General features: G+C 69.4%; 17 protein-coding genes and 4 pseudogenes. 12 read left to right on the top strand and 9 right to left on the bottom strand.

What is annotated here, in order from left to right; all coding sequences use genetic code 11:
• The first annotated feature begins 25 nt into the window (after window positions 1-25).
• Together AC2H4J_RS09095 and AC2H4J_RS09090 are read left to right on the top strand one after the other, a co-directional pair.
• Window positions 26-382, top strand: a complete 357-nt coding sequence (locus AC2H4J_RS09095; protein ID WP_487464542.1) for a RidA family protein — start codon at window positions 26-28, stop codon at window positions 380-382.
• Between the two features lie 190 nt (window positions 383-572).
• Window positions 573-1,057 (top strand): annotated as a pseudogene (locus tag AC2H4J_RS09090) (transposase); the annotation flags it as partial.
• Here the strand turns inward: AC2H4J_RS09090 and AC2H4J_RS09085 are convergent.
• Window positions 1,047-1,610: pseudogene (locus AC2H4J_RS09085) on the bottom strand (ISAzo13 family transposase); the annotation flags it as partial. The pseudogenes AC2H4J_RS09090 and AC2H4J_RS09085 sit on opposite strands and share 11 nt — an antisense overlap.
• Window positions 1,611-1,761: 151 nt before the next feature.
• On the opposite strand from AC2H4J_RS09085, the pseudogene AC2H4J_RS09080 reads away from it, so the two are divergent.
• Window positions 1,762-2,235, top strand: a pseudogene (locus tag AC2H4J_RS09080) (ISAzo13 family transposase); the annotation flags it as partial.
• An 81-nt stretch (window positions 2,236-2,316) separates the two neighbouring features.
• On the opposite strand, the gene AC2H4J_RS09075 reads toward AC2H4J_RS09080, so the two are convergent.
• The 3 genes from AC2H4J_RS09075 to AC2H4J_RS09065 all read right to left on the bottom strand — a co-directional run bounded on the left by AC2H4J_RS09075 (window position 2,317) and on the right by AC2H4J_RS09065 (window position 4,761).
• Entirely contained in the window at window positions 2,317-3,282 is a 966-nt protein-coding gene (locus AC2H4J_RS09075; RefSeq protein ID WP_487464541.1) for an IS481 family transposase, read from the bottom strand.
• 110 nt (window positions 3,283-3,392) lie between these two features.
• A complete protein-coding gene (locus AC2H4J_RS09070; protein WP_487464540.1) occupies window positions 3,393-3,833 on the bottom strand; it encodes a transposase in 441 nt (146 codons plus the stop codon).
• A gap of 349 nt (window positions 3,834-4,182) precedes the next feature.
• Entirely contained in the window at window positions 4,183-4,761 is a 579-nt protein-coding gene (locus tag AC2H4J_RS09065; protein WP_487464539.1) for an NADPH-dependent FMN reductase, read from the bottom strand.
• Window positions 4,762-4,825: 64 nt separating this feature from the next.
• On the opposite strand from AC2H4J_RS09065, the gene AC2H4J_RS09060 reads away from it, so the two are divergent.
• A complete protein-coding gene (locus tag AC2H4J_RS09060) occupies window positions 4,826-5,287 on the top strand; it encodes a MarR family winged helix-turn-helix transcriptional regulator (RefSeq protein ID WP_487464538.1) in 462 nt (153 codons plus the stop codon).
• Window positions 5,288-5,561: 274 nt separating this feature from the next.
• Here AC2H4J_RS09060 and AC2H4J_RS09055 read toward each other — a convergent pair.
• Window positions 5,562-5,771: pseudogene (locus AC2H4J_RS09055) on the bottom strand (NADPH-dependent FMN reductase); the annotation flags it as partial.
• A 227-nt stretch (window positions 5,772-5,998) separates the two neighbouring features.
• On the opposite strand from AC2H4J_RS09055, the gene AC2H4J_RS09050 reads away from it, so the two are divergent.
• The 5 genes from AC2H4J_RS09050 (at window position 5,999) to AC2H4J_RS09030 (ending at window position 12,562) form a co-directional block, all read left to right on the top strand.
• Complete coding sequence (locus AC2H4J_RS09050; protein ID WP_487464537.1) at window positions 5,999-7,591, top strand: carboxyl transferase domain-containing protein; 1,593 nt, start codon at window positions 5,999-6,001, stop codon at window positions 7,589-7,591.
• 10 nt (window positions 7,592-7,601) lie between these two features.
• Window positions 7,602-9,575 carry an ATP-binding protein gene (locus AC2H4J_RS09045; protein WP_487464536.1) on the top strand — a complete coding sequence of 658 codons (1,974 nt, stop codon included), beginning with the start codon at window positions 7,602-7,604 and terminating at the stop codon, window positions 9,573-9,575.
• A gap of 160 nt (window positions 9,576-9,735) precedes the next feature.
• On the top strand, window positions 9,736-10,350 hold the full coding sequence (locus tag AC2H4J_RS09040) for a biotin transporter BioY (protein ID WP_487464535.1): 615 nt from the start codon (window positions 9,736-9,738) through the stop codon (window positions 10,348-10,350).
• A gap of 53 nt (window positions 10,351-10,403) precedes the next feature.
• Window positions 10,404-11,735: a crotonyl-CoA carboxylase/reductase gene (gene ccrA / locus AC2H4J_RS09035; RefSeq protein WP_487464534.1), complete on the top strand. Its 1,332-nt coding sequence runs from the start codon at window positions 10,404-10,406 to the stop codon at window positions 11,733-11,735.
• A gap of 62 nt (window positions 11,736-11,797) precedes the next feature.
• Window positions 11,798-12,562 (top strand): crotonase/enoyl-CoA hydratase family protein, encoded by a 765-nt coding sequence (locus AC2H4J_RS09030; protein WP_487464533.1) that lies wholly within the window; start codon window positions 11,798-11,800, stop codon window positions 12,560-12,562.
• Window positions 12,563-12,624: 62 nt separating this feature from the next.
• Here AC2H4J_RS09030 and AC2H4J_RS09025 read toward each other — a convergent pair whose 3' ends face one another.
• From AC2H4J_RS09025 to AC2H4J_RS09015, 3 genes are all read right to left on the bottom strand, one after another.
• Window positions 12,625-14,841, bottom strand: coding sequence for a thiamine pyrophosphate-dependent enzyme (locus AC2H4J_RS09025; protein WP_487464532.1), 2,217 nt, complete (start codon window positions 14,839-14,841; stop codon window positions 12,625-12,627).
• Between the two features lie 62 nt (window positions 14,842-14,903).
• On the bottom strand, window positions 14,904-15,788 hold the full coding sequence (locus AC2H4J_RS09020; RefSeq protein WP_487464531.1) for an HpcH/HpaI aldolase/citrate lyase family protein: 885 nt from the start codon (window positions 15,786-15,788) through the stop codon (window positions 14,904-14,906).
• Window positions 15,781-16,287 carry a MaoC family dehydratase gene (locus AC2H4J_RS09015; RefSeq protein ID WP_487464530.1) on the bottom strand — a complete coding sequence of 169 codons (507 nt, stop codon included), beginning with the start codon at window positions 16,285-16,287 and terminating at the stop codon, window positions 15,781-15,783. Before AC2H4J_RS09015 ends, AC2H4J_RS09020 begins: the two co-directional genes overlap by 8 nt.
• Before the next feature lie 2,342 nt (window positions 16,288-18,629).
• On the opposite strand from AC2H4J_RS09015, the gene AC2H4J_RS09010 reads away from it, so the two are divergent.
• Window positions 18,630-19,505: an MBL fold metallo-hydrolase gene (locus tag AC2H4J_RS09010; protein ID WP_487464529.1), complete on the top strand. Its 876-nt coding sequence runs from the start codon at window positions 18,630-18,632 to the stop codon at window positions 19,503-19,505.
• 80 nt (window positions 19,506-19,585) lie between these two features.
• Here AC2H4J_RS09010 and AC2H4J_RS09005 read toward each other — a convergent pair whose 3' ends face one another.
• Entirely contained in the window at window positions 19,586-20,449 is an 864-nt protein-coding gene (locus tag AC2H4J_RS09005; RefSeq protein ID WP_487464528.1) for a TroA family protein, read from the bottom strand.
• A gap of 23 nt (window positions 20,450-20,472) precedes the next feature.
• Between AC2H4J_RS09005 and AC2H4J_RS09000 the strand changes: the two genes are divergently transcribed.
• Entirely contained in the window at window positions 20,473-21,324 is an 852-nt protein-coding gene (locus AC2H4J_RS09000) for a DMT family transporter (protein ID WP_487464527.1), read from the top strand.
• 42 nt (window positions 21,325-21,366) lie between these two features.
• Entirely contained in the window at window positions 21,367-22,077 is a 711-nt protein-coding gene (locus AC2H4J_RS08995; protein ID WP_487464526.1) for a DUF1345 domain-containing protein, read from the top strand.
• The last annotated feature ends 1 nt before the right edge of the window (window position 22,078 follow it).

Below are 22,078 nucleotides of genomic sequence, written 5' to 3'. Positions count from 1 at the left end.
GCGACGTGTCCTCCAGGTTCCGGGCTTGTTCGACTCGCAGCCCCGCGGCTATGCCCAGGTCGTCGTGGCCGGTGGTGTGGTCTACGTCGCCGGCCAGGGGGGCGTGGACGAGCAGATGCAGCTCGTCTCCACTGACTTCGCCGAGCAGGCGCGGGTGGCGCTCCGCAGTTGCGGCCTCGCCCTCGAGGCGGCCGGTGCCGGGTTCGACGACATCACCGCGATGACGGTGTATCTGACCGACATGAGCAACCTTGGGGCCTGGGGGGCGGTCAAGCGGGAAATAACGGGCGGGGTGCTCGCGGCCAGCACCGCCGTGGAGGTTTCGGCCCTGGCGATGCCGGGCCTTCTCGTTGAGGTCGCCGTCACCGCCGTCCTTCCCTGAGCCCTTCGTCCCCGCATTCAACGAGCAGGCCCGCTCGTTGCCGTGACGCAGGTCGACGCCGCGTCTCAGGTGACGCCCCGCATGGGGTAAGTCCAGGGCACGGCCCGCGTGGTTGTTCACGGGCGAGGGGCCATCGTGTGATGGTCAGCGAGACCAGGCCAGTGGTTCTCGCGGAAGGACACAGCACACGATGGCCCTGGACCAGTCTGCCCTGCTCGAGGTGCTCGACGCACTGAAGGCCACCGATGTCGACGACCGCGTCTGGTCGGCAGCCACCAGATCTTTCAGGCCATAATCGAGGCCGAACTCACCGCGGTGATCGGCGCCGGCCCGCACGAGCGCACCGCCCAGCGCAACGGTCACCGAGCGCGGACGCTGACTACCGCGGCCGGGGATGGGGATCTGCGGATCCCGAAGCTGCGGCCCGGCTCATTCTTCTCCTCGCTGCTGGGACGCCGCCGACGGATCGATCAGGCGCTGTTCGCGGCGGGGATGGAGGCCTACCTGCACTGCGTCTTGACGCGGAAGGTCGACGACCTGGTCCAGGCGCTGGGTGCCGACACCGGCATTTCCAGGTCCGAGGTCTCCCGCATCTGCGCCGACCTCGACGAGGTGGCAGCCTTCCGCGACCGCTCGCTGGCCGAGATCGCGTTCCCCTACGTGTTCCTCGACGCGGCGGCGAAGGGCTGCCCGGCTCGTGTCGGTGGCGTTCGGGCGGGCCGCCAGCACGGGAACTACCCGGCCGGTTAGGGCGAGGTCGGCTCGCGTCATGCCAGTCAGCGCGGGTTCGGCGAGCCGTTCGGGCCAGCCGTGGCCGGGCCGGTTCCGGGCGGCTGCGTGACGCGAACTCGGTGAGCGCCTCTGCGGTGGCGAAGCGCAGAGTGCTCGGCGGGATTGTTCGGCCGTGCTCGGCCGGCAGAGCCCGGGTGTCGGCGACGGCTCGGCCGATGGAGTTGGCGTTGACCCCGAGCAGGTCAGAGAGCGCGTTCATCGAGCAGAGCTGGCGCTGATAGACGACGGTAATCAACACCCGGTCGGCATTGGTGAGCAGTCCCGTGCTGCCCGCACGGGCCGCGCGGCGCCGCGGCCCACCGCACTGCTCGAAGCGCCATTGAGCGGCCCGGGCTGCCTGCGTCGGCGCCAGCAGGCTGGCCAACTCGGCCAACTCGCCGCCCGTCATACCCGTCAGCCGCGGGTCGGCAAGGACCGCCAGCACTAGCGCGGGCGCGCTCCTCGGCATCTACCGGCCCGATCTGGTCGCGGCTGGCCCGGAATGGCGCCCGAAGGGCGACCCCGTCCCAGTGGAGGACCACAGCTTCTTCAGCATGGGCCCGGAGATGCGGCTGGCATCCCCTACGGCGTCCACGACCTGAGCACCGATGCCGGCTTGGTTAACGTCGGGGGTCGACCACGACACCTTCGCGTTCGCCGTCGCCTCGATCCGCCACTGGTGGGTCGCCCGCGGCATGGTCGACCACCCGGGCTCAAACCGGCTTTTGTCGCCGCCGATGCAGGTGGCTCCAACAGCTATCGCTACCGGTTATGGAACGCCGAGCTGGCGGCGCTGGCCGCCGAGACTGGCCTGACGATCACGCTGCCACTTCCCGCCGGGCACCTCGAAGTGGAACAAGATCGAGCAGCGACTGTTCTCGCAGATCACCATGGACTGGCGTGGCCGGCCGCTGACCAGCCATCAGGTCGTCGTGGCCACCATCGCCTCCACGCGTATCCGGACCGGGCTGCGGGTGCCGGCGGAGCTGGATCCCGGCAGCTACCGGCTCGGGATCGCCGTTCCCGCTGGCGAGCTGCGCCGACTGCCGCTTGTCGCCCATGCCCGGCACGGCGCCTGGAACTTCACCATCGCCGCGACCGGTGGCGACCGGTTCGCAGGGTCTTCTGCGGGTTGGACTAGGTGTCGCAACCAGACAGGTTGTTCACGCGGCGAGGCGGCTGATCGGCGGCTGACCTTTCAGGGCGGAGTGGCTGCGGGCAGTGTTGTAGTGCTCCAGCCAGCTGTCCAGGGCGATGGTCCGCTGGTCGTTGCTGGTCCAGGCGGTGGCGTAGGCCCATTCGGTGCGCAGCGTGCGGTTAAACCGCTCGGCCTTGCCATTGGTCCAGGGATGGCCGGGCTGGATGAACCGGCGGCCGATGCCTAGCTCGGCGCAGGCGGCGATCCAGGCGTTGCCGCGGCGGTAGCTCATCGCGTTGTCGGTCAGCACCCGGGCCACGGTGACGTTCCGGGCGGCCAACCAGCCCACGGCGCGGGTCAGGAAGCCGGCGCAGGTAGCCACCCGCTCGTCGGGCAGCACCTCGACGTAGGCCAGCCGGGAATGGTCGTCGATGGCGACGTGCACGTAGTCGAAGCCGATCAGCGTCGTCTTGTGCCGGTGATCGACGGTGGCCTCCCGGCCGTGCACCCGCCACCCGCCGCCATCGGGGATGCGGCCGAGTTTCATGACGTCGACGTGCAGCAGGTCACCGGGGCGTTCACGCTCGTAGCGGCGCTCGCTGTGTCGTCGGCCGCGCAGCACCTCGCCGGTGAGCCGGTCGACCTCGGCCAGCCGCGGCAGCCCGGCTCGGGCCAGCACCGCGCCGATGGTGGAGGCCGCCACGCCCACCAGCGCGGCCAGCCGGACCGGGCCGGCATGGTGGGCGATGCGAGCAGCGATGGTCCGCTGCACGGTCTCCGCGGGTGTCTGCCGCGGCATCCGATGCGGGCGAGAGGAGCGGTCGGCCAGCCCGGCATCGCCCTCGGTGCGCCAGCGGCGGACCCACTTGTAGACCGTCTGCCGACTGATCCCCAGCTGCTTGGCCACCTCACCGGGACGGTGGCCGGCTCGGACACGGGCGACGATCAGCTTGCGGGCATACAGGGTCGTGCGGGCATTAGCGTGGGCCACGGAGACCTCCGGTTGGGAACGGCGACGTCAAGCACCGCCACTCCTTCCGGAGGTCTCCTTCGTGATCAAGCCGCCACGCCGACTGTCAACAACGTCCTTGGCTGCGACAACTAGGAGGCCGTCAGCGCCGACTGCCCCACCTCCTCGGTCGAGTCGTCGGGTGGTTTGAGCAGGGCCATGGAGCCCTCGGAGAGGTAGCGGCGGTCGGAGACCTGCCATTCGTCGTGCGTCTCGACCAGCACCGCGCCGGCCAGCCGCAGCAGTGATGCCGGGTTCGGGAAGACTCCCACGACCTCGGTGCGGCGCTTGATCTCTTTGTTGACCCGCTCGAGCGGGTAGGTCGACAGGCCTTCTTCCAGTGACTGAGCGGGAAGTCGGCGAAGGCCACCAGGTCGTCGGCCGCGTCGCGGAGCATGCTCTCGACTTGAGGGGAACTGACGGCCGAGCATGCCGGCGATCACGTCGAGCTGGGAATGCACGTGTTCGGCGTCGGGCTGGGCGAAGACAGTGCGGATGGCAGCGGCGACCATATCAGCCGTTGCCGCGGGCACGCGGGCCAGCAGACCCAGCTACACCACCGGGCGGGACGTCACCCTAGAGTGCCGTCGGCGTGACAAGCCGGGGCTCCAATCAGTCGTGCCCATACGCTGGGCCTTCACACGCCGCCCCCTGCTGCAGGTGACTGTTTTTCGACAGCTCAGGAACTTAGGCGGAGGCGGCGTGCCCTCGCTCATCAAACGAGATGATCATGCTCCGGCGCCGACACCCGAGTCAGCAGAGCCACTTCACCGACCGGCCCGCTGCGACGGGGGCAAGCCGTCACCAGAGCCGCGGCCGCAAGCCGTGATCACGTCGAGGGTAACAACAAGCCAAGCGTGAGTCCGGGAGGGCACGTGATGCTTATGACGCCGAGGCCCGCAGCTGACGTAGCGCACGGTCCCGTCGGTCCAGTTCGTCGAGCATCACCTTCGAGGCCGCCTGCATGGCGTCTGTCGGCGCCAACGAACCGTCGGGGCTGAGTAGCGACGCGATGAAAGCGATGTTGACGGACTCGTTGACTGGAACCGCCTTCACGGAAAGGAACACCTGCTTGAGCGCCTGCACGGCGCGGGTGCCGGCGGCCACTCCCCCGTAACTTACGAATCCGATCGTTTTGTCGCGCCATTCTGGGTGCAGGTAGTCGATGGCGTTCTTGGTGGCCGCATTGTATCCGTGGTTGTACTCCGGCACGACGAACACATGAATGTCACCGCGGCCGATTGTCGCGCTCCACTCGCGCGTGTGCTGCCTGGTGTAGCGCCCCATGGATGGATGCTCGGGCTCGTCGAGCAAGGGCAACGCGACTTCGGCCAAGTCTACGGCCTCGACCTTGAATGCCCCGTGTGCGCGAGCGACGTCGGCGAACCAGGCCGCGACGGCAGGCCCGACGCGGCCCGGCCGGGTGCTCCCGGTGATCACTTGCAGGACGGGTGCCGACACGCTTGTTCCTCCAGTTAGTCAGTTCAGAGAGGTAGATGATACATCATCTTAGTATGCTGTCGCCGTGCATGCGGCTTGGTTGGATGACACCGAACAGCGCGCCTGGCGTGCCTTCCTCCGGGTCCATGCGCAGGTGACGGGACGACTGGCGCGACAACTGCAGGAGGACTCCGTACTCTCGTCCGCCGACTACGACGTGCTCGTCCGTCTCACGGAGTCAGCCTCTTCTACTCTTCGCCCATCCGAGCTCGCTGAAAGGCTGCAGTGGGAACAGAGCCGTCTTTCACATCAACTCATCCGCATGGAACGTCGCGGACTTTTGCGGCGGCACGACCACCCGTCGGACGGACGAGGACTAGTGATCGAAGCGACCGATCGGGGGGAACGAGCATTACGGGACGCCGCCCCCGGCCACGTCGCCGCTGTACGGCGTCTTTTCCTCGACGGCATCCCTGTGTCAGAGCTAGAGAGTCTGGCCGAACTCCTGGAGCGGCTGCTGCATCGGCTCAGCGAGATGGACCCATAGGGGGCAAGCCGCAGCCAGCCCGAGCTGTCGCCACCGCCGACGCGGCTCGACCGCCGTCCTGAAGCACCTGTTGGGACGTCGCTCAGCGGCCGGCGAGGTCCTCGGCGAACTGACCCTCGAAGGCTTCCTGCACAATCTCAGCGCCGCCCGTACGTCCGCGGCCTTGAGGATGAAGCCCTGCATGCGGGGCGACCGGCCGAGATCGAAGCCCTCGATCGGCACCATGACGCCGTCGGTGTCGCCGACCGAAGATCAACGAGTCAGGGCGCCAAGATCAACGGTGGATCCGGGGTAAGAGTGAATGGTTGGGGTGTGGACGCGCAGCCCCATCGATGGCGTTCTTCAGGCCACCTGGGATCGAGTAGTTGTACTCCGGAGTGACGATGAGGACGGCGTCGGCCTCGGTGATGCGCTGGCGCAGATCGGCGACCGGCACCGGCGGGGCCTCCGTGTCCAGATCCTCGTTGTGGATGGGCAGACCCCCGAGGCGAAGTAGGGCTCGACGGTGATCCCTGACGGTGCCAGCTCGATTGCAGCCGCAACAGGCTCCTGTTGATGCACCCGGCCCGCAGGTTCCAGGATCCCCAGCACGGGGTCAGCAGTCATGCTCGGAAGGTGCATCCGGAGTCCGCAGAGTTCACCCTTTCGTCCCGTAGAATGGACCGGGGAGACCGCTGGACGAACCGGGCGAACTCCACTAGCCTTGCCTTCGTGACGTTAACGATGGTTAACAGCGCGGCCTCGAAGAACGCTGCAGAGCACAGGATCCTGGCCGCCGACCTGGCCGCCGAGCTGGAGCGGGTTGCCTTCGGCGGGGGTGAACGCGCACGTCAGCGGCACGTCGACCGGGGGAAGCTGCTGCCGCGCGAGCGGGTCGACGCGCTGCTCGACCCGGGCAGCCCGTTCCTCGAGCTCTCCCCGCTGGCCGCGCACGGGCTCTACGACGGTGACGCCCCGGCGGCGGGAATCATCACCGGCATCGGGCGGGTGTCGGGCCGCGAGTGCGTCGTCGTCGCCAACGACGCCACGGTCAAGGGCGGCACCTACTACCCGATGACCGTGAAGAAGCACCTCCGGGCCCAGGAGGTGGCCCTGCAGAACCGGCTGCCCTGCATCTACCTGGTCGACTCCGGCGGCGCGTTCCTGCCGATGCAGGACGAGGTCTTCCCCGACCGCGAGCACTTCGGCCGGATCTTCTACAACCAGGCCAACCTGTCGAAGGCCGGCGTCGCGCAGATCGCCGCTGTCCTCGGGTCGTGCACCGCCGGCGGTGCGTACGTGCCCGCGATGAGCGACGAGGCGGTCATCGTGCGCAACCAGGGCACGATCTTCCTCGGTGGCCCGCCGCTGGTGAAGGCGGCGACCGGCGAGGTCGTCACGGCCGAGGACCTCGGCGGCGGCGACCTGCACAGCCGCATCAGCGGCGTCACCGACCACCTCGCCGACGACGACGCGCACGCCCTGCAGCTGGTCCGCCAGATCGTCGGCACGCTCGGGCCGCGGGACGCCCGGCCGTGGGACGTCGAGCCCACGCACGAACCGATCCACCCGCCCGAGTCGATCTACGAGGTCGTCCCGACCGACCCGCGCACGCCCTACGACGTGCGCGAGGTGATCGCCCGGCTGGTCGACGGCAGCAGGTTCGCCGAGTTCAAGCCGCTCTACGGCGCCACGCTGGTCACCGGTTTCGCCCGGCTGCACGGCCACCCGGTCGGGATCATCGCCAACAACGGCGTGCTGTTCGCCGAGTCGGCGCTCAAGGGCGCGCACTTCATCGAACTGTGCGACCGCCGCAAGATCCCGCTGCTGTTCCTGCAGAACATCACCGGGTTCATGGTCGGCCGCGACTACGAGGCCGGCGGCATCGCCAAGCACGGCGCCAAGATGGTGACCGCGGTGGCATGCGCCCGGGTGCCCAAGCTGACCGTGGTCATCGGCGGCTCCTTCGGGGCGGGTAACTACTCGATGTGCGGCCGGGCCTACTCACCCCGCTTCCTCTTCACCTGGCCCAACGCCCGCATCTCGGTGATGGGCGGCGAGCAGGCCTCCAGCGTGCTGGCCACCGTCCGCCGCGACGGCGCCGAGGCCCGCGGCGAGGAGTGGTCGGCCGAGGACGAGGAGGCGTTCAAGAAGCCGATCCGCGACCAGTACGAGTCGCAGGGCCACCCGTACTACGCCACCGCCCGGCTCTGGGACGACGGCGTGATCGACCCCGCCCAGACCCGCACCGTCCTCGGCCTGGCGCTGTCCGCCTGCGCCAACGCCCCCCTCGAAGACGTCGGCTACGGCGTCTTCCGGATGTAGAGGCCACGACATGTTCGAGACCGTGCTCGTGGCCAACCGCGGGGAGATCGCCGTCCGCGTGATCCGGACCCTGCGCGAGATGGGCATCCGCTCCGTCGCCGTCTACTCCGACGCCGATGCCGGCGCCCGCCATGTCCGCGAGGCCGACACCGCTGTCCGGCTGGGCCCGGCGGCCGCCCGCGAGTCGTACCTGGCGATCGAGCGGGTGCTCGAGGCGGCGGTCCGGACCGGGGCCCAGGCGATCCACCCCGGCTACGGCTTCCTTTCCGAGAACACCGCCTTCGCGCAGGCCTGCGCCGATGCCGGGCTGGTCTTCGTCGGGCCGCCTGCCCGCGCAGTCGAGGTCATGGGCGACAAGATCCGCGCCAAGCGGACCGTCAGCGCCGCCGGGGTGCCGGTCGTCCCGGGCCGCACGGACCTCGGCATGACCGACGCCGACCTCGTCGCGGCGGCCGCGGAGGTCGGCTACCCCGTCCTGGTCAAGCCCTCGGCCGGGGGCGGGGGCAAGGGCATGCGCCTGGTGCAGTCCCCTGCCGACCTGCGCGACGCGCTGGTCTCGGCACGCCGCGAGGCGGCCACCAGCTTCGGGGACGACACGCTGTTCCTCGAGCGGTTCGTGCTCGACCCGCGGCACATCGAGGTCCAGGTGCTCGCCGACGCCCACGGCACGGTGCTGCACCTGGGTGAGCGGGAGTGCAGCCTTCAGCGCCGGCACCAAAAGATCATCGAAGAGGCGCCCTCGCCGCTTCTCACCGCCCCCCAGCGCGAGCGGTACGGCGCCCTCGCCGTCGAGGTCGCCCGCGCCGTCGATTACACCGGCGCCGGGACCGTCGAGTTCATCGTCTCGGGCGACTCCCCTGACGAGCCGTTCTTCATGGAGATGAACACGCGGCTGCAGGTCGAGCACCCCGTCACCGAGCTGATCACCGGCATCGACCTGGTCGAACAGCAACTACGGGTGGCCGCCGGGGAGCCCTTGGGCTTCGGTCAGGGCGACGTCCGGCTGACCGGGCACGCCGTAGAGGCTCGCGTCTACGCGGAGGACCCCAGCCGCGGATTCCTCCCTACTGGCGGAACCGCGCTGGTGCTCGACGAGCCGGCCGCCGAGGGGGTCCGGGTCGATAGCGGGCTACGCGCGGGCGGCCCGGTCGGCACCACCTACGACCCCATGCTGTCCAAGGTCATCGCCTGGGCACCGGACCGCGACGCCGCCCTCAGCCGTCTCGACCGGGCGCTTGCCGACACCGTCGTCCTCGGCGTCGGCACGAACACTGGCTTCCTCCGAACCCTGCTCGCCCATCCAGACGTCCGTGCGGGGCGACTGGACACCGGCCTGGTGGAGCGGGACCTCGAGAAGCTCGTGGACGCCGTCGTACCGATCGAAGCCTATGCCGCGTTCGCCCTGACGCGGTGGGCCGCCTCGCAGCCCGCTGGGGGGGTCGTCGACCCCTGGGACGCGCCCAGCGGCTGGCGGACCGGCGGCAGGCGGGCTCCCCTGATCTGGAACGTCGCTGACGCCGACGGGGACCGTCTGTCGGTGTCGCTCGCCGGCGGAACGGAACTGCGGGTCGGTGACGGGAACGAGCACCACGTGGACGCCGATCCGGTGCCCGGCGGCCTTCTCGTGACTCTCGACGGACGAGCCGCAACCGCGCGGACCGTCCGGGACGGCGCCACGACCTGGGTGCACGTCAACGGGCGGACCTTCGCCCTGACCGAGCTTCCCCCGGCGAAGCTGGGCGCCGGCCCAACGTCCGCCGACAAGACCGTGCGCAGTCCCATGCCGGGGTCGGTGATCGCGGTGCACGTGGTCGACGGCGCGACGGTCGAGGAGGGAACACCACTGCTCGCAGTGGAGGCGATGAAGATGGAGCACACGCTCACGGCCCCCGTTGCGGGCACCCTCGAGCTGGCCGTGCAAGTAGGCGACCAGGTCGCCGTCGATCAGCAGCTGGCAGTCGTGCATGCGACTGAGGCGCCGTGACCGCCACGCCGCCCGAGCTGCCTCAGCGAGTCCACATCCACTACCTCGGCCCTAGGTGCGGCCCGCAGGGCGAGTCCACAGTTCTGCCCGACCGAATCGCCGCCATGCCCCCCTCCGCCGGCCACTCGGCGTAGGCACAGTCCGTTCCTCAGGAGGACCCTTGACCAGCGCGTCCGTCCCCGCCCTGCCCTCCCGCCCGCTCGTCCTGGCCGACCTGCTGCCCGCCGTCCGTGCGCGCAGCGCGGGGCTCGTCGTCCTCGGGGTGCTGTTCACCGCGCTCCTCGCGCAGGTGTCCGTCCCGGTCCCCGGCTCGCCCGTACCGATAACAGGACAGACGCTGGCCGTCGTCCTGACTGCCGCGGCCCTCGGCCCGTTGCGGGGTACGGCGGTCCAGGTCCTCTACATCATGACCGCTCTCGTCGGCTTGCCCTTCTACTCCGGCGCCTCAGGCGGGGTTGACGTGGTCATGGGAGCCACTGGCGGTTACGTGGTCGGCTTCGTCCCAGCGGCCTACCTCATCGGACTGGCTGCCCAGCGCGGCGCCGACCGCAATCCTCTGAAGGCCTTGCCACTCTTTGCCGCCGGCCAGGCGGTCATCTTCGCAGTGGGTGTGCCCTGGCTGGCGGTGAGCACGGGGATGACCGCCTCGCAGGCGCTCGACGCCGGCTTCTACCCGTTCATCCTCGGCGGCATTGTGAAGGCGGGCGTCGCCGCCGCCGTGCTGGGGACAGCGTGGAAGGCCGTCCACGCCCGAGACACCCGCCGCGGTCGCTGAACGGCTCGCCCGCGCATCGCCCACTGACGGCCACCAACGACCCGGGAGTACGCGTGAACGAGATCAGGGACGCCATCCTCGCCGACCAGCTGGATGCCGTGGCAGGCATGCAGGTGCCGGAGTCCTACCGCGCGGTCCTGGTGCGCAAGGACGAGCAGCACATGTTCGATGGCCTCGACGCCAAGGACAAGGACCCGCGCAAGTCGCTGCACGTCGAGGAGGTCGCCACCCCCGAGATCGGCCCGGGTGAGGCGATCGTCGCGGTGATGGCCTCGTCGGTGAACTACAACACCGTCTGGACGTCGATCTTCGAGCCCGTCTCGACCTTCGGGTTCCTCGAGCGCTACGGCCGGGTCTCCGAGCTGACCAAGCGGCACGACCTGCCCTACCACGTGGTGGGCTCCGACCTCGCCGGCGTCGTGCTGCAGGTCGGCCCGGGCGTCAACAAGTGGAAGCCCGGCGACGAGGTCGTGGCGCACTGCCTGTCCGTCGAACTCGAGGACCCGGCCGGCCACGACGACACGATGATGGACCCGCAGCAGCGCATCTGGGGCTTCGAGACCAACTTCGGCGGCCTCGCCGAGCTGGCCCTGGTCAAGAGCAACCAGCTCATGCCCAAGCCCGGCCACCTCAGCTGGGAGGAGGCGGCCGCCCCGGGGCTGGTCAACTCCACCGCCTACCGGCAGCTGGTCAGCCACCACGGCGCCAACATGAAGCAGGGCGACGTCGTCCTGATCTGGGGCGCCTCCGGCGGCCTCGGCTCCTACGCCACCCAGATGGCCCTCAACGGCGGGGCCATCCCGGTCTGCGTCGTCTCCAGCCCGGAGAAGGCCGCGATCTGCCGCGCCATGGGCGCCGACCTCATCATCGATCGCAACGCCGAGGACTACCGGTTCTGGCTCGACTACTACGAGCAGGACCCCAAGGAGTGGCAGCGCCTGGGCAAGAAGATCCGCGAGCTCACCGGTGGCGACGACGTCGACATCGTCTTCGAGCACCCGGGCCGGGAGACCTTCGGCGCCAGCGTCTACGTGGCGAAGAAGGGCGGCACGATCGTCACCTGCGCCTCCACCAGCGGCTACATGCACCAGTACGACAACCGGTACCTCTGGATGAACCTCAAGCGGATCATCGGCTCGCACTTCGCCAACTACAAGGAGGCGTGGGAGGCCAACCGGCTCATCGACAAGGGCCTCATCCACCCGACGCTGTCGAAGGTGTACTCGATGGACGACGTCGGCCAGGCCGCCTACGACGTCCACCACAACCTCCACCAGGGCAAGGTCGGCGTCCTCACCCTCGCCCCCGAGGAGGGGCTCGGCGTCCGCGACCAGGAGAAGCGCGCCAAGCACATCGACGCGATCAACCGCTTCCGCGGGGTCTGACGTCACGAAGCCAACAGGCCGAAAGCACGACACACCACCCATCAGGCAGAGAAGAGAGTTCCGTGGCGGACGAGGTCCTGGTTGACCAGCACGACGGCGTGCTCGTCATCACCATCAACCGACCTGAGGCGAAGAATGCACTCAACAGGTCCGTCGCCGAGGCGATCGCAAAGGCGATCGACGAACTGGACCGCTCCACGGACGTGAGCGTCGGTGTGCTGACCGGAGCGGGAGGCTCGTTCTCGGCCGGGATGGATCTGAAGGCCTTTCTGCGGGACGAGAGTCCTTTCATCGAGGGCCGGGGGCTGTGTGGCATCACGGAGACACCGCCACGCAAACCGTTGATCGGAGCGGTCGAGGGCTGGGCCTTGGCGGGGGGCTTCGAGCTGGTCCTGGCATGCGACTTGATCGTCGCGGCGCGGACGGCGCGTTTCGGCGTCCCCGAGGTCAAGCGTTCGCTGGTGGCCGCGGCCGGAGGCGCGTTCCTGCTGCCGCGGCGGATCCCTTACGCCCTGGCGATGGAGTTGCTGCTCACGGGGGATCCCGTTTCCGCGACGCGTGCGGCGGAGATGGGCCTCGTCAACCGCCTGACGGCAGAAGGGGAGGCCCTCGCCGGAGCCCTGGAGCTCGCGGCGACCGTGGCAGCGAATGGCCCGCTGGCACTGGCTGCCACCAAGTCGATCGCGCGTGGAAGTCACGACTGGACTCTGGCCCAGGGCTGGCACAAGCAGGCGGAGATGAGCGCGGGAGTGCTCGCCAGCGCCGACGCCCGCGAAGGGGCGGCCGCCTTCGCCGAGAAGCGGACGCCGGTCTGGACAGGCTGCTGAGAGTCCGCTCGCTGATTCGACAGCGCAGCAACGGCCGTGCATGACACGGCGCCTTCCCGCGGCTATGTCGTGGTGATACGCCGATCGGAACCACCGCGGGGAAGCAGCTGCAGAGCGGCCTGCACGACCTCCTTCTCGTTGAGGAGCACGGCTTCGGCGGCTGGCCCCAGGGGGATGAAGCTGTCGGCGCTGGTCACCCGTGCGACCGGCGCGGCGAACCCACCATCGATCAGGGCAGCGACGACCCCCTCGGAGACTCCTCCGCTGTGCCGAGTCTCGTCGACGACGAGAACTGACTGAGAAAGCGCGGCATGATGCAGAAGCGCCTCGACCGGCAGGGGTGAGAGCCAGCGCAGGTCGAGGACGGTCGCGTGGACGCCGACCTCGGCCAGTTCGGCCGCGGCCCTCCGGCTGATATGGACCCCGTTCCCGAAGGTCACGAGGAGTAGATCTCGTCCCGTGCCGTGAACGCCCACCTCCCCGATGGGGATCGTGGCGCCCTCTGAGTGGGGTGACGGGTAGGCCGCCACCCATCCTCCGTCGCCCTCCTCCAACAGGTCCCGGGTGTGATACTTCGCGATCGGCTCCAGGAAGACGCAGACACGGCCGTCCTGCTGGGCAAGCGCGAAGCAGGCCCTCAGGAGACCCGGAGCGTCTGCTGGGTGACTGGGCACGGCAAGAACCAAGCCTGGGATGTCGCGGAGTACGGCCACCGAGTTGTCGTTGTGGAAGTGGCCCCCGAAGCCCCGCTGATAGGCGAGCCCGGCGATCCGTACGACCATGCCGTTCTGGTACTGGCCGTTCGAGAAGAAACGGAGCGATGCGGCCTCACCGCGCAACTGGTCTTCCGCGTTGTGCAGATAGGCGAGGTACTGGATCTCCGGTATGGGCACGAAGCCCGCGAGGGCGGATCCGAGGGCGACGCCCAGGATGGTCTGCTCGTCCAGCAGGGTGTCGAACACCCGCCCTCCGCCGAAGCGCCTGCGGATTCCGCGCGTCACCCCATAGACACCGCCCTTGACCGCGACGTCCTCACCGAAGAGAAGCGCAGATGGGTGCGCCGCCATGAGGTCGGTCAAGGTCGCGTTGATGGACTGCGCCAACGTCATCTCGGGGCCGTCCTCGGGCAGATCGCCGTCCCACAACTGATCCCGGACGTTCGGCGGGGCCAGGTCGACCCTCGGCGTGGAGCGCGGAAGCGCCAGTGGAGCCATGACCGACTCCCGACTGTCCAGCCGCTTCTCGTCCAGCACCGCGTCGGCCTCCTGCATCACCGCGCGACGCACGGCCTCGTACTCCTGCAGGGCATCGGGACCCGAGAGGGCGCCAGCATCGACCAGCGCGCGGGCCGTCGCGATCAACGGGTCGCGGTCGTAGCTGGCGAGTATCTCAGCGGCTGACCGGTAGGCGATCTCTGCGTCAGAGCCGGCGTGGCCCATGAACCGCACGGTGCGCAGGTGCAGGATGCCCGCGCGTCGGGTTCGTCGAACCGTCGCCAGGGCTTCCTCGGTGACCCGCAGGAGCTCGACCGGAGAATCACCTTCCGCGCGCCAGTACGGCACGCCGCTCACCGACTCGAGCATTGCCGCGGGCCAGCCATGTGGAGACGGCGTGCTGATGCCGATACCGTTGTCCTCACACACGAAGAGCACTGGGCAATTCATGCCCCGGTGGCCGAGGTAGGCGGCGGAGTTCAACGCCCCGACGGCTGTCGAGTGGTTGGCCGAAGCGTCACCGAAGCTGCACAGGACCACAGCGTCGGTCGGCCATGGCGTCCGGAGTCCGAGGCGCTTGGCCAATCCGAGGGAAAACCCCAAGCCAACGGCTCGGGGCAAGTGAGAAGCGATCGTCGACGTCTGCGGAATGATGTGCAGGTCGGCGTTCCCGAACACCTTGTGCCGCCCGCCCGAAATGGGATCTGCTGCCGCCGTGGCGAGGCTGAGGAGGATGTCCCGCGATGCGCTGTCGTGGCCGGCCAGGCGGGCCCGTGCGGCGTACAGACCTCCCGATCGGTAATGCAGGAGTGCGGGGTCATCCACGCGGGACAACAGGCCGACGGCAGCGTTGCTCTCGTGCCCGGCCGAGCCGATGGTGTAGTGGCCCTTGCTCTGGCTCTGCAGCCATCGCGCGGCAAAGTCCAGGTGGCGGCTCTGCACCTGCGCTGCGAACAACCGCCGCAGCGTGGAGACGGTGTTCGCGTCGGTGGTGGGTTCGTGGTGCGGGGCGCCTGCGCCCAGACTGCCGAGGACCCGGACGGCGTATTCGTCGATCGCTTCCACCGCGTGCTCCTTCACCAGCGACACTTCTCGGCAGCGTGCGGTGTCGCACGCATGGACGGAACTCAGCCCGAGCTGTCGCCGTCGGGGATACGCCTCCCAATGCTTTGCAGCACTCGCTCGGCCTGCTTGAAAACCGGCCCGTCGACCATGCGCCCCTCGAAGGCAGTCACGCTGCGGTCGTCGCCGACATGCTGGAAGAGTCGCCGCGCCCAGTCCACTGCCTGGGCCGAGGGCGTGTAGCAGTCGCGGATGACCGGCACCTGCGAGGGATGGATCGCGACGGTCGCATCGAACCCGACGGCGGCTGCGTCCTCGCATTCCTCTCGCAACCCGTCCAGGTCCGCGATATCCATGTGCACTGCATCGAGCGCCAGCCGACCCCGCGCCTTTGCGGCGATCAGCGTCTGTGACCGGGCGAAGCGGGCGATGTCGCGATAGGCCCCACCCGAGCGGCGGCTGGACGTTCCTCCCATGCTTGCGACGAGGTCGTCGGCCCCCCACATGAGTCCCAGCACGTTGGCCGGCTCAACAAGGGCGAGGACGCCTGCGACCCCTCGCGGCGTTTCCACCAGAGGCACAACCTGAGCGTCAATCGCAGCCACATCGTGCCAGCGCTCCGCCTTCGCCAGCATGACGCAGCGGATACCCAACTCGGCGACCAATCCAAGGTCATGGGGGTGCTCCTGCGAGTTGGCAGGATTGACCCGCACGACCGTTCGGGTCAGATCGAGCCCCTGCGCGGACGCCAACTGGCGCAGCAGCAGCCGCGCTTCGGACTTGCGATCCGGCGCCACCGCGTCTTCGAGATCGATGATCACGACGTCGGCACGGTCCAGCGCCTTTGCGTACCGATCCGGCCGGTCACCAGGGCAGAACAGCCAGGCAGGGCCGGTGATCGCGTCGAGCTCCGGGACGACCCAGGGAAGCCTCGACACCGCATCAGTCATCGGGAGCCATCCTCACCAGCGTCTTGCGTGTCGCCGTCGCCACCACGTCCCCGCGCTCATTACGGGCTGTGTGCACCAGAGTCACCACTCCCTCACCGGGCCTTGACGCCGACGGTCGCTTATCGGCAACCAAGGTCTCTGCATAGAGGGTGTCGCCGAGTCGTACCGGCCGCGGGAAGGCGACATCGGTGAATCCCAGATTGGCCACCAACGTCCCCTGGGTCATCTGCGAAACGGAGAGACCCACCAACGTGGACAACGTGAACATCGAATTCACGAGCCGTTCATGGAACGGGGCGACGCTCGCGCTGGCGAAGGCATCCAGATGCAATGGCTGAGTATTCATGGTGAGAGCGGTGAACAGCACGTTGTCTGCCTCGGTGACCGTGCGCCCTGGCCGGTGTTCATACACGGTCCCCACGTCGAACTCCTCGTACCAGAGCCCGCGCTGAACGACTCGTCGCGCCTCGGCGGAGGGGGGCGAGGCGTCATCTGTCACGAGGTGTGGCTCCATTGATCGACTCCCACGCGGAAAGAGAAGGGCACAGTGACGAACGGCTGTGGACCCAGGTGATTGGCCTATGCGGACGCGTCTCCGCGGGAACTGCACCAGGCGCTGCTGGAAGAAGGCCGAGCGTCATGCAGGCGGCCGTCTCGAAGCGGAAGGGACATGCGACTCCTCACCCCGTCGGACGGCGCGGACATACCCCACAGACTCAGGCGGTCCGCTAGACGGTTCGAGCGGTTCGTAAGGCGAAACGCTAGCCACCGCGTCCGAGGGTGTCAACGCCTCGCGTCTCAGCGCTCGAGCGAGGGGCTGGGGGACGGGCGATCAGGAACTCCTCAACCCCTTCCGCGCCTGTTTCGGTTGCCGAGCTCGCTCGGCACCCCGCCGCGGGAGCTCGCTTTACGGGCCGGTAACCACCAAAAGCGGTAGTTCCCCAGCACAGAGCCACCGCATGGCAGTGCGTGGGCCGACTGTCACACTTCGTGCTCCCCGAACCGCACGTCGCGACGCCTGGCGCTCGTCGGCAGGCCGGACTAGTGTCCCACTAACTGACTGCGGCGGTCCGCTCAGCGGACCGGAATCGTCCGCTTGACGGTGCAGGGAGCAAAACAAAGGTCGGCACAGTGGCCGGCCCTGATGGACGAAGGTGTCTTTCAATGCTGGAGATGCGCGCGGCACGGGGTTCAGCCTGATGGAGGCTTTCGCGTTGCGGTCACTGTTCTCGCGCTTGTCCATGGCCGGCCGTCAGCGTGACAGCGCGGCGACCTGCATGCGGGGCCCTTCAGGCCCCCTGGCGCCCGGCGCAAACACCACGATCTTGCCGACCGCCGGCGAACTCTTCGAAGAATCCGTCCGCATGCCTCTTTGGCCGGCGTAAGCGCCTCGGGCGGCTCGGCCCACATCCGCCCACCAGCCGGGGTCGCCACGTCGGTGTAGAGCCGCATGCGCGAATCCTCGTCCTGCAGATCTAGCGGCCAACCAGTTTGCCTCGTGCCGACAGGGGGTTGAGATGGTGACGTCAGATGACCGTTGGACGTGTCCGCTGTGCGACCGCACCTTCGTCGTCGACGAATTCCGGGGAGAGGCTGTCGGCGCGCTCGCCGCCGTCCGGACCGAGCATGCCCAGGAGCACGCTAGGGAGGACTCGATTCCGCCCCCGCCGCGCCCTTGGACACGAAGGAAAGCCGACGGCAGCAAGGGACCGGTATGAGCGATCACATTACTTGGGAGACGTGCCCACGGTGCCGTCGTCCGGCAGCCGTCGGCTGGATTGACGTGGAGCCGTGGGAGTTCGACTGCGTGTCGCGCTGCGCGCTCACGGTCGCGGAGTTCTCCAAGCTGACCGCCGGTAGGGGGCAGAAGGCGGGTCCTGAGGACAGGAAAGCCCTAGTGGTCCCCGACGCCGCGGCCTGACCCCCATCCGCTGCGCTGCGCTGTTGACGACCCTGCCCGGCGGCGCCGACGCCAGAGCCCCGGATGTCACGCGGTCGAAGCGACTGGACCGCTCTCGGACGGTCGCGCTCTAGCACGAGGTGCCGCATAACTGCCGGGGGCTCAGCGGCCGGGAGCGTGCCCCGCGGAGAGCGCATCCGCGTCGTGGCGGCACATGCACTGGCCCCGGTACGTCGCGAGACACCCAAACGGTGACGACGTGATACTTCACCCCCGCGCAGAAACGGAGCAGCCGTTGCTTTGGCCGTGGCTCTGACATTCACACTGAGGCACTCTGAAGGCACGACATCCGTCCGACTTGGCGCTGACCAGCCAAGAAGGCGCCTGGAATCTCAAGCCTTCCAAGCTGGCCATGCCGGTTCGATCCCGGTCACCCGCTCAATTGCTGCTCAGGCCTCTGGTCGCCGGTTCTCATTGCCTACCGCTACGACGGACACGTCACGCCGCGTCCTCACCGGGCTTGCACCGCGCGTGGCCGGCGCTTGGCCGCGAACGACCTGATGCTCCGCGGCGACCCGCCGAGTGACTCCTCGAGCGGAACGCCGGGGTGCTGCTCCGCCGGCCGGCTCTGCAGGACGAATTCGAGGACCGCTGACCGGCTCGGGCAACAGGGGCGCTGTGTCGGGTCGGAAGGTCTTCCCGGTTCACGGAGCGGAACACGATCGTTGCGAGCGTCACATCGGACCGGTGTTCTGCCGGCACGCGTCACGCGTGATGTAGCGCATCTGCCCCTTCGGATGCGCGGGCGTAGCCAGGACGTCGTCCGACACCGAGGAGACAGACCCATGTGCGATTCCCATCAGACCGACCCCCGTGCACCGAGCCGGAGGCCACGGGCAGCATGAACCCGCTGCTGTCCCGACGGGGCAGTCCTCGGCGCGATGGCGGCCTCGGCCGCCGCGGTCACCGCCGGCAGCCTGCTCGGTCGAATGCCGTCGGCGCAGGCGGCACCGACCCGATCCACCGGCCTTGACCTGACGCTCCTCGGGACGCTCGGCGGGCCCCCGCCGGTCGCCGGCAAGCAGGGCTTCCAGACGCCGGTCGACATCTACGGGCCCGGCCCTTCCGGCTACGACTCGCTGATTCCCGGAGCCCCCGGCCCGGTTCCAGGAACGGTCGGCATGATGGCGCTGGCGAACCAGACGTTCGCGACGCACTCCACCTTCTTCCTCGCCGAGCACATCGGCATCGATCTCTCCACCATGTACCGGGCGCAGGACGTCATGCCTCCTACGAGTGCCGGCGCCTCGCTCGCGAACAAGGCCCCCACCACGATGACGCCCTTCACCGTGATGGAGAACGACGACATCAAGGTCACGGCGATCCTGGTGCCGCACGGTGCGGTCTACCCGGCCTACGCCTACCGCTTCGACACCGACCACGGCAGCGTCGTCTTCTCCGGCGACGCGGCGCCGACGCCGAACATGCCGCGGTTCGCACAGAACGCCGACGTCCTGGTCCACGAGGCGGTCGACACGGATTCCCTCGCCGGGCTGGGCTACCCGCCGGCGGGGATCGAGCACATCCGAACCGTGCACACCGACGTGAAACTTCTCGGCGGCATCGCAGCGGCGTCGAATGTGAAGACCCTCGTCGCCAGCCACCTGGTGCCTGGCGATCTGGACCTGGTCTCCCAGGCGAGGTGGCGCAAGCTCCTGCTCAACAGCGGTCGCCAGGCCCACTTCCGCGGTGACATGGTCGCCGGTTCGGACCTCATGCACCTGAGCGTGGGCCAGACGTCCGGCCACGCTCGATGACCTGACCGCCGTCCATGGGCTCGTGGCCGGGCGGGCGCGCGTTCTGCACCGCCCGGCGCGTCACCGGGGCCGTGTCGCCGTCAGACGCGCGCGATCCTGCCCGGCGGGGGCTCGGGGACGGCGTGGGGATGCAGGGCCCACGCCAGGGCCTCGATCCCGTCGACCAGCGACGGGCCGGGCTGGACGACGAAGCGGCCCGAGTCGATGGCGACCAGCGGCACGCCGGGGAGACGCTCGGCCACTGCCGCGCACTGCTCGAGAGCGCCGTCCAGGTCGAAGCCGCATGGTGCGACCACGACGACGTCCGCCGGCGGCAGGTCCTCCCACGCCGCCGGGACGCTGCGCCCGCCCGGCAGCCCGCCCACCGGCGTCCCGCCGGCGCGGGTGATCAGTTCGGGCACCCAGTGGCCGGGCAGGAACGGCGGATCGGTCCACTCGAGAACCAGTACGCGCGGCCGCGGCCGGCCCGCCACAGCGCGGTCGACCGCGACCAGCCGGGCGCGCAGCTCGTCGAGCACACCCGCGGACGGCACCCCGCACGCCTGCCCGACCGCCGCGATCGAGTCGAGGACGTCCTCGAGGGTGTGGGGGTCGAGTGACAGGACGTCGGCGTCCGTGCCGATCAGCCGGCAGGCGTCCTCCACGGTCCCGGCGGGCAGCGCGCACACCCGGCAGAGGTCCTGGGTCAGGATGAGGTCAGGTTCGACAGCCGCCAGGGCCACAGGATCCAGCTCGTACATGGGCAGTCCCCGGGCGGCGCGCTCGCGCACCCAGCGGTCGATCTCCACCGGCGCCAACCCGGACGGGATGGCGGTGTCGACCACGACGGGCAGCCGACCCCGGGCCTCCGCATCGCATTCGAACGTGACCGCCACGAGGCGATCGGCCGCTCCCAGCGCGGTCACGATCTCGGTGGCGGCGGGCAGCAGGGACGCGATCCGCATGCGGCAAAGACTACGAATGGGCCATGCAGCTGCTCGGCATCTCCCTCGCTGCGGCGTCGGCCGTGCTGTTCGCCGTCGGCGCCGTCGTGCAGCAGGAAGTCGCCGCCGACACCACCGCCGGCGGCAGACTGCAATTGCGCCGGGTGCTCACGCACCCGGCCTGGCTCGCCGGTCAGGTCGCCACCGCGGTCGCTGTCGCCCTGCAGGTCGCGGCCCTCGGGCTGGCCCCGGTGTCGGTGGTTCAGCCGCTGCTGGCCGGGGGACTCGTCGTCGCACTGGCCATCCGCACGGTGCGCGACCGAGCCGTCCCCTCGGCCGGCGACCTGGTGGGCGCCGCGCTGGCCGCGGGCGGGCTCGCGATCTTCCTCATCGCAGCGCGGCCGGCCGACGTCTCGAAGGACACGATCCCCGGCAGCGGCGCCGTCCTCGTCGCCGCACTGCTCGCCCTCGTCCTGATCGCGGGGACCATCTGGCTGAAGCAGGGCACACGTGGGGCGCTCGCGGCAGGACTGGCCGCCGGCATCGCGATGGGCATCGCCGCCGTCCTCATCTCCGCCGCGCTCAGTACGTTCAGCCACCACGGCCTCGCCGCGGCCCTGCGCAGCCCGGCGCCCTGGGCCGCGCTGGTGGTCGGGATCGCCGCCGAGTACGCCTGCCAGCAGGCCTTCTCCAAGGGCGCACTCGCCTGGTCGCTGCCCGCGCTGACGGTGGCCGACCCGCTGGCTGCCGTCCCCGTGGCGCTGATCCTGCTCGGGGAACGCCTCGAATCGGGGCACGCCACCGTGTGGGTGCCGGCGGCGATCGCCGCGGCGGCCGGGGTCGTGCTGCTGGCCAGGTCGCCGGCGCAGCGACGGGTGGCGTCCGCGGGAGCGTGAGCAACCAGCGAACTCACAGGACGCGCTGATTCACTGCCCCGCATGTCAACGGGAGAAGTCGGCGCCCGGCGGTCGACCGTGAACCCCTCCGGCTGGCGCGCGGTCACCGCGCGCAACCGCCTGGTCGTCATGATCATCCTGGGCGCGGTGGTCGCCGTCGTCGTCGGCCTGCAGGCCTCGTGGCCGTACGCAGCACTCGCCGGCTGGGACACCGCGGCGCTGGTCTTCACCGCCTGGGTCTGGCTGATGATGGCGTCGATGAACTCGGCCGACACCGCGGACCACGCCACGCAGCAGGAACCGGGCCGGGCCCAGACCGACGTCCTGGTCCTGATGGCGGCCGTGGCCAGCCTGGCCGCCGTCGGCTACGTGCTCGTCCAGGCGAGTTCCGCGAAGGGGCCGGCGCAGGATCTGCTGGCCGGCCTCGGGGTGCTCAGCGTCGCGCTGTCCTGGTTCGCCGTCCACACGCTGTTCGCGCTGCGGTACGCGCGGCTGTACTACGGCGGCGCGCCGGGCGGCATCGACTTCAACCAGACCGCACCGCCGCGCTACCTGGACTTCGCCTACGTGGCGTTCACCATCGGCATGACCTTCCAGGTCTCCGACACCGACCTGCAGACGCCGGCCATCCGCACCACGGCGCTGCGCCACGCGCTCCTGGGCTACCTGTTCGGCGCGGTCATCCTGGCCGCGACGATCAACCTCATCGCCGGGCTGGCCAGCTCGAGCGGCGGCGGCGGCGGCGGCGGATAGC

It is taken from the genome of Blastococcus sp. OS1-29 (genome assembly GCF_057628075.1).
The sequence above is the reverse complement of the archived record's forward strand: the minus strand, read 5'-3'. Positions and strand labels throughout refer to the sequence as shown.

Coding starts and splice junctions, on each gene's coding strand:
- AC2H4J_RS09045 (WP_487464536.1), top strand. CDS start 7,602: ATGTTCGAGACCGTGCTCGTGGCCAACCGCGGGGAGATCGCCGTCCGC.
- AC2H4J_RS09020 (WP_487464531.1), bottom strand. CDS start 15,788: ATGACTGATGCGGTGTCGAGGCTTCCCTGGGTCGTCCCGGAGCTCGAC.
- AC2H4J_RS09010 (WP_487464529.1), top strand. CDS start 18,630: ATGGCGGCCTCGGCCGCCGCGGTCACCGCCGGCAGCCTGCTCGGTCGA.
- AC2H4J_RS09005 (WP_487464528.1), bottom strand. CDS start 20,449: ATGCGGATCGCGTCCCTGCTGCCCGCCGCCACCGAGATCGTGACCGCG.
- AC2H4J_RS09000 (WP_487464527.1), top strand. CDS start 20,473: ATGCAGCTGCTCGGCATCTCCCTCGCTGCGGCGTCGGCCGTGCTGTTC.
- AC2H4J_RS08995 (WP_487464526.1), top strand. CDS start 21,367: ATGTCAACGGGAGAAGTCGGCGCCCGGCGGTCGACCGTGAACCCCTCC.